This window comes from Pararhizobium sp. (genome assembly GCF_965279435.1).
In the GTDB taxonomy this organism is placed as follows: Bacteria; Pseudomonadota; Alphaproteobacteria; order Rhizobiales; family Rhizobiaceae; genus Pararhizobium.
This window is the reverse complement of the sequence record NZ_CBDIHY010000003.1, coordinates 1894484-1909364: the sequence shown is the minus strand read 5'-3', so window position 1 is coordinate 1909364 and position 14881 is coordinate 1894484. Positions and strand designations below refer to the sequence as shown.

11 protein-coding genes and 1 tRNA gene are annotated in these 14881 nt (G+C 61.5%); 7 read left to right on the top strand and 5 right to left on the bottom strand.

The annotated features are described in order from the left end of the window. Nucleotides 1–301: 301 nt before the first annotated feature. The 6 genes from spdA to ACQY8Q_RS14725 all read left to right on the top strand — a co-directional run bounded on the left by spdA (nt 302) and on the right by ACQY8Q_RS14725 (nt 7939). Nucleotides 302–1108: a 2', 3'cyclic nucleotide phosphodiesterase SpdA gene (gene spdA / locus ACQY8Q_RS14750; protein ID WP_428427252.1), complete on the top strand. Its 807-nt coding sequence runs from the start codon at nt 302–304 to the stop codon at nt 1106–1108. Between the two features lie 187 nt (nt 1109–1295). Next, a complete protein-coding gene (locus ACQY8Q_RS14745) occupies nt 1296–1610 on the top strand; it encodes a YkgJ family cysteine cluster protein (RefSeq protein ID WP_428427251.1) in 315 nt (104 codons plus the stop codon). A 188-nt stretch (nt 1611–1798) separates the two neighbouring features. Next, nucleotides 1799–5494, top strand: coding sequence for a trifunctional transcriptional regulator/proline dehydrogenase/L-glutamate gamma-semialdehyde dehydrogenase (gene putA / locus ACQY8Q_RS14740; RefSeq protein ID WP_428427250.1), 3696 nt, complete (start codon nt 1799–1801; stop codon nt 5492–5494). Nucleotides 5495–5757: 263 nt separating this feature from the next. Then, nucleotides 5758–6342: an IMPACT family protein gene (locus ACQY8Q_RS14735; protein ID WP_428427249.1), complete on the top strand. Its 585-nt coding sequence runs from the start codon at nt 5758–5760 to the stop codon at nt 6340–6342. 195 nt (nt 6343–6537) lie between these two features. Next, the gene (locus ACQY8Q_RS14730) at nt 6538–7524 is read left to right on the top strand and encodes an aldo/keto reductase (RefSeq protein WP_428427248.1); all 987 of its coding nucleotides are present in this window, start codon (nt 6538–6540) and stop codon (nt 7522–7524) included. A 172-nt stretch (nt 7525–7696) separates the two neighbouring features. Next, nucleotides 7697–7939, top strand: a complete 243-nt coding sequence (locus ACQY8Q_RS14725) for a hypothetical protein (RefSeq protein ID WP_428427247.1) — start codon at nt 7697–7699, stop codon at nt 7937–7939. Between the two features lie 100 nt (nt 7940–8039). Here ACQY8Q_RS14725 and ACQY8Q_RS14720 read toward each other — a convergent pair. From ACQY8Q_RS14720 to ACQY8Q_RS14700, 5 genes are all read right to left on the bottom strand, one after another. Continuing rightward, nucleotides 8040–8116: transfer RNA gene (locus ACQY8Q_RS14720), tRNA-Arg, on the bottom strand. A 199-nt stretch (nt 8117–8315) separates the two neighbouring features. Beyond that, complete coding sequence (locus tag ACQY8Q_RS14715; RefSeq protein WP_428429790.1) at nt 8316–9797, bottom strand: sensor histidine kinase; 1482 nt, start codon at nt 9795–9797, stop codon at nt 8316–8318. 19 nt (nt 9798–9816) lie between these two features. Further along, nucleotides 9817–11241, bottom strand: coding sequence for a dihydrolipoyl dehydrogenase family protein (locus ACQY8Q_RS14710; RefSeq protein ID WP_428429789.1), 1425 nt, complete (start codon nt 11239–11241; stop codon nt 9817–9819). 4 nt (nt 11242–11245) lie between these two features. After that, nucleotides 11246–12064 carry a TVP38/TMEM64 family protein gene (locus ACQY8Q_RS14705; protein ID WP_428427246.1) on the bottom strand — a complete coding sequence of 273 codons (819 nt, stop codon included), beginning with the start codon at nt 12062–12064 and terminating at the stop codon, nt 11246–11248. Nucleotides 12065–12208: 144 nt separating this feature from the next. Further along, a complete protein-coding gene (locus tag ACQY8Q_RS14700; RefSeq protein WP_428427245.1) occupies nt 12209–14218 on the bottom strand; it encodes a methyl-accepting chemotaxis protein in 2010 nt (669 codons plus the stop codon). A 415-nt stretch (nt 14219–14633) separates the two neighbouring features. Here ACQY8Q_RS14700 and rpmH point away from each other — a divergent pair, with 415 nt between their 5' ends. Next, complete coding sequence (gene rpmH, locus ACQY8Q_RS14695) at nt 14634–14771, top strand: 50S ribosomal protein L34 (RefSeq protein ID WP_037104763.1); 138 nt, start codon at nt 14634–14636, stop codon at nt 14769–14771. Nucleotides 14772–14881: the final 110 nt, after the last annotated feature.

The window sequence follows — 14881 nt, the reverse complement described above, 5'->3', positions numbered from 1 at the left end:
GGAGAACCAACACCCGTCACATCGAGAAACCCGATTTCATATCGCGATATATCAGCCCGCCACCTTTGCCTAGACGCTATCGGACGGGGCCTGGAAAAACCGCCGCCCCCTCGGATCAAAGCCCGTAACCTCAGCGACGTTGCGGCATCATGGCGTCACTCATAACAACGGTATCGGATATGAGACGCGCCGTTGAAGCCGCACCCTGACGTTAATCCTCCCAAATATGTTGCTTGACGCCCGCGCCATCCACCGACAGCGTGTAGGCATCGAGTAGCGTTTTTAAGTGAGTTTCTGCACAATGACGAAGCTGATCATCTTCACCGATCTGCACATGGTACCCGAGGGACAGTCCATCATCGGACTTGATCCTTTCCAGCGGCTTGCCGCCGGCATCGATCACGTCAATCGCTACCACGCCGATGCGGACCGGGTGATCATCATGGGCGATCTGGCGCACCGCGCCGACCGGCCTTCCTATGAGCGGTTGAAGGGCCTGCTGGACCAGCTGATCCCGCCACTCGCCATCGCTGTCGGCAATCACGACAACCGGGAGACATTCCTGGATGTCTTTCCGGATGCTGCCACGGACGAGGACGGTTTTGTCCAGCAGGTCATCGATTTTCCGGACTGCCGCGCCGTGATCCTCGATACATTGTTTGCCCCACCCTACGATTATCCGCGCAGCCATGCCGGTTTCCTCTGCACCAAACGGCTCGCCTGGCTGGACCGGCAGCTGGAAACCGCCGGCGATCTGCCGGTGCTGCTGTTCATGCACCACCCGCCGCACGCCACCGGCTTTACCGGCATGGACCTGATCCGGCTGATCAATGAAGTGGATTTCTACGATGTGGTCAAGCGCCGGGGCAATGTCCTGCATATCTTCGCCGGCCATGTGCACCGGACAATCTCCGGCTCCGGCCGCGGCATACCGTTTTCGGTGTTCAAGAGCCCTGTCCACCAGCAGCCGATGCCCTTCGACGCGCCCGACGCCTCGCTCTCCGTCGATGAACCAGCCGCCTACGGCATCGCCGTGATGACGGATACGGGCATTCTGGTGCATACGGAGGATTACGAGATCGCGGTCCGGGAAGCGGCTGTGGCTTAGATTTTCTCTTCTCCCCTCGGGGAGAAGTGCCGAACGCAGTGAGGCGATGAGGGGGCGGTTCGGCACATTCAAAGTATGTGGCTCCCTCTCATCCGCCCTTCGGGCACCTTCTCCCCGCCGGGGAGAAGAGGAAGCCACAACCTTCCACCCCATTCCGTTCCCGCATGATTTCCGCTACCCTACCCGCATGACCCTTGCCGTTCCCACCGATGATTTTGACTGCCAGAGCTGTGGCGCCTGCTGCAGCTATTCCGAAGACTGGCCACGTTTTTCGCTGGAAACCGACGAGGAGCTGGACCTTATCCCCGCTGAGTATGTCTCTGCCGATCTCGGCGGCATGCGCTGCGAGGACAATCGTTGTTCGGCGCTTGATGGCAAGCTCGGTGTCCATGTCGGCTGCAAGATCTATGCGGTCCGCCCGATCGTCTGCCGCACCTGCATGCCGGGCGACGACGAATGTCTGATGGCCCGGCATAAACTGTCCCAGAAGGTGCTTCTCTGACGACGGATCGTCCGGTTCGATTTTGGTATCGCCGCATGGTGTACGGTTTTTGCGATTTATTTCGGTGAAAAATCCGGAATCTGGCGTGTTTTCCCGGATAGCTATCCGGCGGCCTCTACCCTATTTTGCGCCCATGAATTCCGGGCCACGCAGCGTGAGCCTGACAGCTTCGAAAAGGGACGATTTCGATGAGCCTGCCGCAGCCACAAAACACCACCAATACCCCAACAGCTCCCTTTTCTAATTTTGCCCCACCCATCGCCGAGCAGACGGCGCTGCGCCAAGCCATCACCGCCGCCTATCGCCGCCCCGAGACCGAATGCCTGCCGCCGCTGATGACGGCCGCCACCCTGCCCGACGATATCCGCGCCCGCGCCAAGACGACTGCCCGCAAGCTGATCACCGCCCTGCGCGCCAAGCACAAGGGCTCCGGCGTCGAGGGTCTGGTGCATGAATATTCGCTGTCGAGCCAGGAAGGCGTGGCGCTGATGTGCCTGGCCGAGGCCTTGCTGCGTATTCCCGACACAGCCACCCGCGACGCGCTGATCCGCGACAAGATCGCCGATGGCGACTGGCGCTCGCATATCGGCGGCGGCCGCTCCCTGTTCGTCAATGCGGCCACCTGGGGTCTCGTCGTCACCGGCAAGCTGACCTCCACCGTCAACGACCGCAGCCTGTCGGCCGCGCTGACCCGCCTGATCGCGCGGGCCGGCGAGCCGGTGATCCGTCGTGGTGTCGACATGGCGATGCGGATGATGGGCGAGCAGTTCGTTACCGGCGAGACCATCGACGAGGCGCTAAAGCGCTCGCGGCCGCTGGAGGCCAAGGGCTTCCGCTATTCCTATGACATGCTGGGTGAGGCTGCGACCACGGCCGCTGATGCCAAGCGCTACTACGCCGACTACGAAAACGCTATCCACGCTATCGGCAAGGCCTCTGCAGGCCGCGGCATCTATGAAGGCCCCGGCATTTCGATCAAGCTGTCGGCGCTGCACCCGCGCTATGTCCGCGCCCAGTCGGCCCGTGTCATGACTGAACTGCTGCCGAAGGTGAAGGCACTGGCGCTGATCGCCAAGGGCTACGACATCGGCCTCAACATCGACGCCGAGGAAGCCGACCGTCTGGAACTGTCGCTCGACCTGCTTGAAGCACTGCGCCTCGATCCGGCGCTCTCCGGCTGGAACGGCATGGGCTTCGTCGTCCAGGCCTATGGCAAGCGCTGCCCGTTCGTTCTCGATTTCATCATCGATCTCGCCCGCCGAGCCAGTCACCGGATGATGGTGCGTTTGGTCAAGGGTGCCTATTGGGATGCCGAGATCAAGCGTGCCCAGATCGACGGCCTCGACGGTTTCCCGGTCTATACCCGCAAGATCTACACCGACATTTCCTACATCGCCTGCGCCCGCAAGCTGCTGGACGCGACCGACGTGATCTTCCCGCAATTCGCTACCCATAACGCGCAGTCGCTGGCGACGATCTATGAAATGGCCGGTCCCGATTTCAAGGTCGGCAAATACGAGTTCCAGTGCCTGCATGGCATGGGCGAACCGCTCTATGACGAAGTGGTCGGCAAGGCCAATCTCGACCGTCCGTGCCGCATCTATGCACCGGTTGGCACGCATGAGACGCTGCTCGCTTATCTCGTCCGCCGCCTGCTTGAAAACGGCGCCAACTCCTCCTTCGTCAACCGCATCGCCGATCCCACTGTTTCGATCGACGACCTGATTGCCGATCCTGTCGATACCGTCCGCGCCATGCCGGTGATGGGCGCCCAGCACGAGCAGATCAAGGCGCCGGCCGATCTCTATGCCGGCCGCAGCAATTCCGCCGGTCTCGATCTTTCCAACGAGACTTCGCTGTCGATGCTGTCAGATGCCCTCAAGGCCAGCACCGCGATTGACTGGACCGCCGCCCCGCATCTCTGCGCCGAGACACTGCGCGGTGAAAGCCGTCTAGTGCTCAACCCCGGCGATCACCGCGATGTCGTCGGCTCCGTCATCGAGACTGCCGAAGACGATGCCCGCCGCGCCGTCGAGATCGCGCTTGCCGAGGGTGCCAAGTGGAGCACCGTTTCGCCCACCGAGCGTGCCCAATGCCTGGTGCGCGCCGCCGACCTGATGCAGGCTCGCATGCCGACGCTGCTCGGCCTCATTGTCCGTGAAGCCGGCAAGTCGCTGCCGAACGCCATTGCCGAAGTCCGCGAAGCCATCGACTTCCTGCGCTATTACGCCGAACAGGCGACCCGCACGCTCGGACCTGCCCATCAGGCGCTCGGCCCCATCGTCTGCATCAGCCCGTGGAATTTTCCGCTCGCCATCTTCTCCGGCCAGATCGCCGCAGCGCTGGTCGCCGGTAATCCGGTGCTGGCCAAACCCGCCGAGGAAACTCCGCTGATCGCCGCCGAAGGCGTGCGCATCCTGCATGAAGCCGGCATCCCGGCAGAGGCCTTGCAGCTGCTGCCGGGTGACGGCCGCGTCGGTGCTGCCCTTGTCGGCGCGCCCAACATTGCCGGGGTGATGTTCACCGGTTCGACCGAGGTTGCCCGGCTGATCCAGGCCCAGCTTGCCGACCGGCTTTCCCCCTCCGGCAAGCCGATCCCGCTGATTGCCGAAACCGGCGGCCAGAATGCCATGATCGTTGATTCATCCGCGCTTGCCGAACAGGTCGTCGGCGACGTCATCGCCTCTGCCTTCGACAGCGCCGGCCAGCGCTGCTCGGCGCTGCGCGTGCTGTGCCTGCAGGACGACGTGGCCGACCGCGTACTGACCATGCTGAAGGGCGCCTTGCACGAACTCGATATCGGCCGCACCGACCGTCTGGCTGTCGATGTTGGTCCGGTCATATCAGCGGAAGCCAAGGGCATCATCGAAAAACACGTCGAGGCCATGCGCGGCATCGGCGCCAAGGTGGAGCAGATCACGCTGCCGGCTGCGACCGCTGAAGGCACGTTCGTGCCACCGACGATCGTCGAGCTGAAACAGCTTTCCGACCTCAAGCGCGAAGTCTTCGGCCCGGTCCTGCACGTGCTGCGCTACGAGCGCGATGATCTCGACCGGCTGATCGACGACATCAACGCCACCGGCTATGGCCTGACGTTTGGCCTGCACACGCGCCTTGACGAAACCATTGCCCATGTCACCTCGCGGGTGAAAGCCGGCAATCTCTACGTCAACCGCAACATCATCGGCGCCGTCGTCGGTGTGCAGCCCTTTGGCGGCCGTGGCCTTTCCGGCACCGGCCCGAAGGCTGGTGGCCCGCTCTATCTCGGCCGCCTCGTCACCACGCCGCCGGTGCCGCCGCAGCACAGCTCGGTTCATACCGATCCGGTCCTACTCGATTTTGCCAAATGGCTGGACAGCAAGGGCCTGAGAACCCCAGCGCAGGACGCCCGCGAAACCGGCAGCCAGTCGGCGCTCGGCCTCACCACAGAGCTTGCCGGCCCGGTCGGCGAACTCAACCTCTATGCCCTGCATCCGCGCGGAAAAATCCTGCTGGTGCCGCAGACTGCCGATGGCCTTTACCGCCAGCTTGCCGCCGTCTTCGCGACCGGCAACACCGCCGTGGTCGATACAGCATCCGGCCTCAAGGAAGCACTGGCATCGTTGCCGTCCACAGTCGCCGCCCGCGTTTCCTTCACCGCCGACTGGCGCATGGACGTGCCCTTCGCCGGTGCCCTGATCGAAGGCGAGGCGGACCGCGTCCGCACCGTCAACAAGCAGATCGCCACCCTTCCCGGCCCACTGGTCCTGGTCCAGGCAGCATCAACGGCCGAGCTTTCGAAAAACCCAGATGCCTATTGCCTCAACTGGCTGCTCGAAGAAGTCTCCACCAGCGTCAACACGGCGGCTGCAGGCGGCAATGCGAGCCTGATGTCGATCGGGTAAGGATGGCTTGCCGCCGCCCTTTCCTCCGTCTTCCTCGCCCTTGTGGCGGGGATCCAGCGGCGCCGCGTCTGCGGCGCCAAAAGACTCATCTACTTTCGTGAGAAAATGGCTCTCTCACCGCGCAGACGCGCGGTGACTGGATGCGCGCCACAAGGGCGAGCATGATGGAGAGTGGGGTCTTCGCTCCGCCGCAGTTCCTGAAGAATGGCATCTCTTGGCACCAAGCCACCCGATGCGCTATCACCGCGCAAACGGGCCAGCCAATGTTCACGCTTCAACGCATCGAAACCCACACGCAGGAGATCAAGAAGAGCCGGTTTCTCGCGGTCTGCGGCCCCGTGTCCAGCGAGCAGGCGGCAAAAGACTTCATTGCCGAACAGTCCGACCCGACGGCGAACCACAATTGCTGGGCTTTCCGCATCGGCCAGACCTACCGTTTCAACGATGATGGCGAGCCGAGTGGCACGGCCGGCAAACCGATCCTGCAGGCCATTGACGGTCAGTCGCTCGATCATATCGCCGTTGTCGTCACACGCTGGTTCGGCGGCACGCTGCTCGGCAGCGGTGGCCTGATCCGCGCCTATGGCGGTACGACGGCGATGTGCCTGCGTGCCGCGGAGAAGATAGAGGTCATCGAGACGATCGAGGCCACCGTCGATTGCGAATTTTCCGATCTGGCCCTGATCAAGGCCCGGCTCGGCGGGCTGGGTGTAACGGTCAGCACGGAAACGTTTACCGGCACCGGCGCCAACCTCACCTTGCAAATCCCCAAGGATGCGGCTCAGACGGCTGCTGCAATGATCCTCGACCTCAGTCGCGGCCGGACTGTCCTCCGGCTGGAAGATTGACGGACACCGCTTCGGCGCACTTTCGATAACGCGTTGAAAACAAGAATTATTTTTCCTCCTATACTATCCTGTTGAAAGATCGGATGCTGGCCAGCCTGTCATATTCGGAATAGAAACAGCAGGTAAACAGAGTTTTCCCGCTCAGATGGAGCGGGTTTGACGGGGCGGCGTGCGCCGTCCGGCGAGGATGAAACCATGAAAAACAGAATTTTGGGGCGCACCGGCGCGACCATTTCAGAAATCGGCTTCGGCGCCTGGCAGATCGGCGGCGCCTGGGGCGATGTTTCCGAGGAGGACGGCAAGCGCGCTCTGAATGCGGCGCTCGATGCCGGCGTCACCTTCATCGATACGGCCGATGTCTACGGCGATGGCCGTTCGGAAAAGATCATTGCAGCGGTGCTGAAGGAACGCGGCGGCGAAAAGCCCTTCGTTGCCACCAAGGCCGGCCGCCGGCTGAACCCGCACGTGGCCGAGGGGTACACTGCCGCCAATATCGAAGCCTTCATCGACCGAAGCCTTGCCAATCTCGGCGTCGAGACGCTCGACCTCGTGCAGCTTCATTGCCCACCGACGGAAGTGTTCTACCGGCCGGACATGTTCGGGGCGCTGGACGATCTCACCGTCAAGGGCAAGATCCGCAACTACGGCGTCTCGGTGTCGACTGTCGAGGAAGCGCTGAAGGCGATTGAGTATCCAGGCGTTGCGACCATCCAGATCATCTACAACATCTTCCGCCAGCGCCCGCATAACCTGTTCTTCGAGCAGGCGCAGAAGAAGAATGTCGGCATTATCGTGCGCGTACCGCTGGCGTCCGGCCTGCTCTCCGGCAAGATCACCGCTGATACCAAATTTGCCGATGACGACCACCGCAAGTTCAACCGCAACGGCGAATTCTTCGATGTTGGCGAGACCTTTGCTGGCGTGCCGCTGGATGTGGCACTCGAGGCCGTCGAACAGGTGCGGCCTCTGGTGCCACAGGGCGCGTCGATGGCGCAGTTCGCGCTGGCCTGGATCCTCCAGAGCCCGGCCGTCTCCGTCGTCATCCCAGGGGCTCGCAACGAGGCGCAGGCCAAGGCCAATGCCGCGGCAAGCGAACTGCCCGCGATCCCTGCCGAAACGCTGGCAGCCCTTGCCGATGTCTACGAGCGCCTGATCAAGGTTCACGTTCACCAGAAATGGTAAAAGACATAGGCCGCGCCGGTTCTCCCGGCGCGGCTATACCGGGTTCGTCGCGCGATCGCTGCATTGCACATGAACGACCACATGCGAGACGAAACAGTTTTTTCCAGCTATAGCGACGAGGCCGGGGCGTTTCGTCGCCGGTCGAACAATGACCCAATTGCCGGAGAAGACCATGGCTTTCGATCCCATCAAAGCGCTCACCAACTATTCGGACGCGGAGTGCACGGTGCAGTTCATGATTGCCGGAAGTACCGCTTCGGTTTTTCCGACGCTGGAAGCCGCTGTGATCTTTGCCGGCGAAAACGGTGCGGGCTGGAAAGATGTCGAGATCACTGTGCATCTCGATCGCGAAGACATCGTCTACGCCACCGGAAAGACCCGCACCCTGATCGAAGCCTTGCGGAAGAAGAAATAGTCCGGATTAAGAGGGCGCGCTGGCGTGGCGACAAGCCGCGGCAGCGTTTCACCCATGGGCGAAAACGATTTTAATCTTACCGCTAAGTCATTGAAAGAAATGGTGCACCCGGAACGATTCGAACGTCCGACCCTCAGATTCGTAGTCTGATGCTCTATCCAGCTGAGCTACGGGTGCTTCCTGCTGCGGCGTTAACCGCTTGCGTGGCGATCCTCTAAAACGTCCAACAGGGGAATGCAAGCGAATTTCGGCAGAAAATTTGTTTTTTGATGAAACTACCCGCTTATATCCTTGAAACTGTGGATGGATTTCAGCCGCAAAGCCTTTTCACAGCGCCGTTTCACGCGCGTCGACGCCCGATATAAAAAATCTGCGGTCAGCGTCTGGCTTTTGAGCGGAAAGCATCAAGCGGGACAGGACGGTCAGGCAATTCGATTCTGAACAGCGTGCCCGGCGTCGGCTTTTCCACCAGCGCGATGGTGCCGCCATGGGCGAGCACCAGTTCGCGGGCGATGGCAAGACCGAGACCGGTGCCGCCGGAGCGCGCAGAGCCCCTGAAGGCGGCAAACAGATTTTCGCGCGCTTTGGGCGGCATGCCAGGACCGGTATCATCGACGGAGATGCTGACGACGCTGCCGGTGCGCATCGCCGAAACGCTGATCAGGCGCGCAGCCCCGCTGTCGGCATGATCGTTCATCAATGCCTGGACCGCGTTGCGGCAGATATTGTGGACGACGCGAAACAGCTGCTCGCTATCCGCATCGACCTGCAGGCCGTCGGGGATCTGGATCTGGAACTCGATCCCGGCATTCGGGTCGATCGCCAGCATTTCGCCGACGTCGCTGACCAGCGGCCGAAGCTCGACGAACCGCCGATGCGGTTCCGGCTCGGTCGTCCGGCCATAGGATAGCACCTCGGTTGTATAACCGACGGCGCGGTCGATGGTGCGCAACAGCGTCGGGGCGAAGCGCTTGACGATCGGATCGTCGACATCGGCAAGGCGGTCGGAAATCAGCTGCGCCGACGCAAGGATATTGCGCATGTCGTGATTGATCTTGGAAACGGCAAGCCCGAGATCGGCCAGATTCTTCTGCTGCTTCAGCGTCTTCTGCAGTTGTTGCTGCATGGCCGACAGATGCTGTCCGGCGATGGAGAGTTCATCCCGGCCGGATGCCGGCTCCAGTACGCGGGCGGGATCGGACGGCTCGGCGGCGAATTCCTGCATATTGGTGGTCATCCGGCGGATCGGCGCGATCATCAGCCGGTTGATGGCCAGAAAGATCAGCGCCGCCGTAAACAGCGAAATGGCCAGCGACAGGAAGAAGACATTGCGTGAATAGACCAGCATCGCCTTGCGCAAGCTCGCATCCGCCATCACAACTTCGATGATCGCATCGCTTTCACCGATAGGGCCATAGATACGAATGATCTTGTCACCGCCGAACAGCAGCGTGTCGAAGGCATCGCAGATGGCGGAGATGGGGGTCATCGCGGCAACGTCATATTGCGCGTCGATTTCAGGCGGCATGTCCACCGCCGCGATCAACCGCGATTCGTCCTTGCGCCTGAGAACGATGGCCTTGGTGCCGGTCGCCATCAGGGTTTCCTCCTGCAGCGGCCGCGACAGCTGCACGTCCTGCAGGCCATCGACCACCACGCCGGCGGCGGCGGCCGTGTTCAGCCTGTCTTCCATCCAGCGGATACGCATATTGGCAACGGACGGCACAAAGATCAGTACTTCGGCCAGCATGACGAAGATGACGGTCAAGAACAGAAGCTTGCCGGACAGGCCGCGAAAAAAACCAGCGCGGACCGGCTGCCTTTGAAGGGCTGTGGTTTCTGTCAGTTCTGCCGTCATATCATAGAATTCCATCGTCTCAGCCGAAACGTCTGAGCAAACGGATGATGGCCCGGACGAACGGCGTGCGTGTCAAGGGCGTATAATAGGCGATGACGGCACGTTTTCCAATCTCCGTCATGGTTGGATAGGGCACTATGGCGTTGCGCACGTGCGATAGCCCCTGACCGTTGGAAATGAGGACGGACCACATGGTGATCATTTCGGCCGCTCCGGCCCCGGCGATACCAGCCCCAAGGACCTTTCCACGCTTGCCGATAATGATCTTGATCAGGCCTGCCGTGCTGCGTTCCGCTTGCGCACGATCGTTGTCTGCATAGGACCAGCGAAGGACCTCGACCTTGCCATGGCGGGCGCGCGCCTCTTCTTCTCCAAGCCCGACAGAGGCGATTTCCGGATCGGTAAAGGTGGCACGCGGAACGATATCGCGGTTTTCCCGGGCCGGCAGCCGGAACAGAATTTCGCGCAGCACCAGTGAGGCGTGATAATTGCCGGCATGGGTGAATTGCAGCCCGCCCGCCACATCGCCGATCGCGTAGACCCGCCGGTTTTGCGTGCGCAGGCTGCGATCGACAGCGATGCCAGTTGCCATCACGGCAATACCCGCGTCCTCAAGACCCAGCCCGGACGAATTGCCCCTTTTTCCGGTCGCAACGAGCAAGGCGCTACCGTCGATGATGACCGGCCCAGCCTGCGTTTCGCAGTGCAGGCGGTGGCCCGTTGCCGTCCTCTCGACAGATAGAACCCGGCTATGTTCGAAAATATCGATGCCCTCGCCGCGCAGCCGGTCGAGGACGATGCCCGCCAGTTCGGGATCCTCCTTGGCCAGCGCCCTGCCCGCATCAACGACCGTTACCGTTGCCCCCAGCCGCCGGTGCGCCTGTGCCATCTCCAATCCGACGGGGCCGGCACCGATGATGACGAAATGCTGTGGAAGGCTCTTGAGATCGAACAGGGTTTCGTTGGTGAGGTAATCGATATCGGCAAGGCCGGGGATCGGCGGAATGACTGGCGAGGATCCCGTGGCGATGACGAAACGGCGGGCGCGGATGGTAAAGCCGCCGGCGGCCACCGTGTCCGGATCGGTGAACCGCGCATCGGCGCGAATGACCTTCACCCCCATGGCGGTGAAGCGCTCGACCGAATCATTGGGCGCAATCGCATCGATGACCGAGCGGACATGCGCCTGGACCTTTTCGAAATCGATCACCGGTTCACCGGCGATCACCCCGAACTCGGCCGCCTTGCGCACCGCATGCGCATGCTTTGCTGCCGCGATCAGCGCCTTGGAGGGCACGCAGCCGGTGTTCAGGCATTCGCCACCCATCCGTCCGCGCTCGATCAGCACCACCGGCACGCCGAAGGCGGCGGCGCCTGCCGCAACAGAAAGACCGGCGGAGCCTGCGCCGATCACGCAGATATCGGGGGAAAGAACCGTTGCCACGCCGTCAGTCTTGTCCACGATCACCCGCCGCCTGCCGTTTTTCGCGAGCAAATTGCACGAGAAGCGGCAACGCGGCAATGACGGCGAGCGCCATGAAGGCAAAGGTCAGCTTTGGCGTCAGGAAATCGGACAGTTGCAGCGACCGGCCGTGTTCGACTGCGTCGCCGATGGCCTCCTCAAAGCCGCAGCCAAGCCACGTATAAACGAACGTGCCGGGAATGATGCCGACCACGGTGGCCAGCGCAAAGGTCCGCAGGCTGACGGCGAAGAAGGCGGGGGCGATGTTGACGATGAAAAATGGAAACATTGGCGCAAGACGCAGCACCAGCAGATAAATGAAAGCATTGCGGCTGAAGCCGGCCGAAAACCGGTTGAGAAACGGCCCGGCCCGCCGCCTGAGAATATCGCCGAATACCGTGCGTGCCCCGGCAAACAGAAGACAGGAACCGATGGTGGCGGCAATGACAACGATGATCCCGCCCGTCAGCCAGCCGAACAGGAAGCCGGCAAAGATCGTCAGTACCGAAGCCGCCGGCACCGACAGCGCCACGACGGCCGCATAGACGATGAAAAACAGCGATGCAGCCCGCAGCGGATAACGTTCCACCATATCCAGCAGCATCTCGCGCTGATCCGCCAGCCAGCCGAGCGTCACGTAGCGGTGCCACCCCAGCCCATAGGCAACGGCAAGGCCTGCTGCCAGCACGAGAAGCGGCGCCATGCGCAGCACCAGCGGCTGCCCCGCCGGTTCGCCCTCTGCTGCTGTGGTTTCCCGGCGGCCTTCCACTGTCAGCTGCTGCCTCTCGCGCTCGTTGTGTTCCATTGCCCAGCATTAGAAGGAAAGGGCTGCTCGAACCAATAACTAATGATCGCGATCAAAAACGTCGCCGTGATCGAAACGCAAAAATCCCGCAGCGATATTGGATCGCTGCGGGATTGCTGTTCAAGTCCGATCCACTCTGAAGGATCAGAATTCTTCCCAGTTGTCCTTCGACACAGCAGCACTGGCCGAACCACCGCCAAAGGCGCGGGCGACGGTGCCCATCATCTTGCGGGCAGGCGACGCGACCGGGCGGGTATTTTCGCGAACCGGGGCAGCAACCACGCGCAACGGCGCGCTGTCATCCAGCTTGAAGTGCGAGATCAACCGCGCCAGGCTGTCGGCTTCGGCCGAAAGCTTGTGCGTAGCAGCATTGGCTTCTTCGACCATCGCGGCGTTCTGCTGCGTCACCTGATCCATCTGGTTGACGGCGGTGCTGACTTCGCCAAGACCGGTCGACTGTTCGCGGGCAGCTGTGGCGATCGAGTGGATGTGATCGTTGATGCTCAACACCCGCGTTTCGATCTGGCCGAGAACCTGACCGGTCTCCTGCACCAGCTTGACGCCGGTTGCGACTTCGGAGCCGGACTTGGCAATCAGGCCCTTGATGTCCTTGGCGGCACTTGCCGCACGCTGGGCCAGCTCACGGACTTCCTGCGCAACAACGGCAAAGCCCTTGCCTGCGTCACCCGCGCGCGCCGCTTCGACACCGGCGTTGAGCGCCAGAAGGTTGGTCTGGAAAGCGATCTCGTCGATCACGTTGGTGATCTGGCCGATCTCGCTGGAGGCCTGCTCGATCCGGCCCATGGCATCGACGGCCTTGCGCACGACTTCGCCGGACTGGGCTGCGCTCTGCTTGGCCTCGGTGACCATGACGGTCGCTTCCTGGGCGCGGTCAGTAGAGTTGCGCACGGCAGCGGTGATCTGCTCAAGTGCCGCGGACGTTTCTTCGAGTGCGGCGGCCTGCTGTTCGGTGCGCTTGGACAGATCGTCGGCGGCCGAGCGGAGTTCGGACGAGTTGCCGTTGATCGAGTCCGTTGTGGTGCGCACTTCACGCAGGGTATTCTGCAGGGTGGAGAGCGTGTCGTTGACGTTCTGCTGCAGTTCGGCAAAGGCGCCCTGGAAATTGCCGTGCATGTTCTGCGTCAGGTCGCCGGCCGACAGGCTGGCGATCACCCGGCGGGTCTCGTTGACGCCGCTGTTGACGCCATCAACCAGCTCGTTGAGGCTGGCAGCAAAGCGATTGAGGTCGGCATTGCCGTAATCCTTGCTGATCCGCTTGGTAAAATCGCCAGCGGCAGCGGCTGTAACGACGACAGCAATGCTGGACTGCAGATCGGCACTCTTTTCGCGCAGCGCGCTTTCCTGGGCATTCAGTTCGCGCACGGCCAGACCATTGCGCTTGAACACTTCGACGGCACCGGCCATCTCGCCGATTTCGTCCTTGCGTCCGGCAAAGGGCACGTTGGCGTTGAGGTCGCCGTCGGCGAGCTGCTTCATCGTGCCGGTCAACTGCAGGATCGGCTGGCTCAGCTGCTTGGTGCCAATATAGAAAGCCGTTCCCGCGCCGATGACCAGACCGAAGCCTGCCGTCAAAAGCACCATGAGGATCATCCGGCTTTCGATCGCGTTGACTTCGTTCTGGATCGCATCCAGCGCTGCACGGTCGGTATCGACGATCGCGTCGATCTCGGCCTGGAAAGCCTTGCGGTTGGCGCGGTTGAGGTCGTTGTTGCCCTGTTCGTTGGCAGCCTGCGGCGAGACTTCCTGGCTGAGGCGGGCTGTTTCCGTGCGGAACGTGCGGAATTCGGCGGCGCGCTTGACGACCGCATCGAAGGCGACAACTTCCTCTGCAGGAACGAGTGGTTTCCACTCAGCGAGAAGAGTGTCGATCTTGTCGAGGTTCTTCACCAGGCCTTCAGCGAAGGGCTTTGATTTTTCCACCGTCGGCGCTGCGTATATACCGCGCGCTTCCATGACGACGGCTGTTACCAGACGATTGAGATGCTCGCCGTTCAGCGCGCGATCCGAGGCGTTGTCGAACTGGACGAGCCTTGCATTGTATTGTGTAATCACGGTCAGTGCCATGCCGGTCACAGCCACTGCGATCAGACTCATCAAGCCGACGATGAGATAGATCTTGCCTCGAATTTTCATGTACGTGTCTCCCTGGGACCGCCAACAGGCCATGAAAGGCACAGCTTACGGGTTCTTGCGTCAGGGATGACACTAGGACAGCGATGGTTAATGAAGACTCTTGCGGAGATGAACAATTCTAGCAATTGGGTCTTAGGGCTTTGTTTAATCAATTACATTATAATGCACTAACTTTCAATCTTAAGTTGAAAGACACAAATGATACGCACCACCGCTATTGGCACGCTGGAACGGCGCAACCGGCGTCGATCCCAGCTTTTCAGCCCCGGCAATTGACTTTCGCGGCCCTTTGCTCTTATAAGCCGCCCACGTCCGGACAAGTCCCCTTGCCCTGTGCAACGCCGTGTCCGGAACGTAACGCTCCCTTGCTAAGAAGCAAACCCAAGAAGGGCCGCACACCGCGGTATTAAAATAAATGACGAAGCGTACCTATCAACCGTCTAAGCTTGTTCGCAAGCGCCGTCACGGCTTCCGTGCACGTATCGCCACAAAGGGTGGCCGCAAGGTTATCGTTGCCCGCCGGGCACGTGGCCGTAAGCGTCTGTCGGCTTAAGGCCGTCTGACGCGTGCCGCGTCTTCGCGCACTTACCTTCGCGAAACCTGCATGCGCGGCTTCATGGTGCCGGAGCATCCTGCAAACGTCCGTCTGGGCGATGGATGCTC

What these genes read in the sequence shown, in the direction of transcription:
- ACQY8Q_RS14715 (WP_428429790.1), bottom strand. Translation starts at nt 9,797, where the DNA reads ATGACGGCAGAACTGACAGAAACCACAGCCCTTCAAAGGCAGCCGGTC.
- ACQY8Q_RS14705 (WP_428427246.1), bottom strand. Translation starts at nt 12,064, where the DNA reads ATGGAACACAACGAGCGCGAGAGGCAGCAGCTGACAGTGGAAGGCCGC.
- spdA (WP_428427252.1), top strand. Translation starts at nt 302, where the DNA reads ATGACGAAGCTGATCATCTTCACCGATCTGCACATGGTACCCGAGGGA.
- putA (WP_428427250.1), top strand. Translation starts at nt 1,799, where the DNA reads ATGAGCCTGCCGCAGCCACAAAACACCACCAATACCCCAACAGCTCCC.
- ACQY8Q_RS14745 (WP_428427251.1), top strand. Translation starts at nt 1,296, where the DNA reads ATGACCCTTGCCGTTCCCACCGATGATTTTGACTGCCAGAGCTGTGGC.
- ACQY8Q_RS14700 (WP_428427245.1), bottom strand. Translation starts at nt 14,218, where the DNA reads ATGAAAATTCGAGGCAAGATCTATCTCATCGTCGGCTTGATGAGTCTG.
- ACQY8Q_RS14730 (WP_428427248.1), top strand. Translation starts at nt 6,538, where the DNA reads ATGAAAAACAGAATTTTGGGGCGCACCGGCGCGACCATTTCAGAAATC.
- rpmH (WP_037104763.1), top strand. Translation starts at nt 14,634, where the DNA reads ATGACGAAGCGTACCTATCAACCGTCTAAGCTTGTTCGCAAGCGCCGT.
- ACQY8Q_RS14725 (WP_428427247.1), top strand. Translation starts at nt 7,697, where the DNA reads ATGGCTTTCGATCCCATCAAAGCGCTCACCAACTATTCGGACGCGGAG.
- ACQY8Q_RS14735 (WP_428427249.1), top strand. Translation starts at nt 5,758, where the DNA reads ATGTTCACGCTTCAACGCATCGAAACCCACACGCAGGAGATCAAGAAG.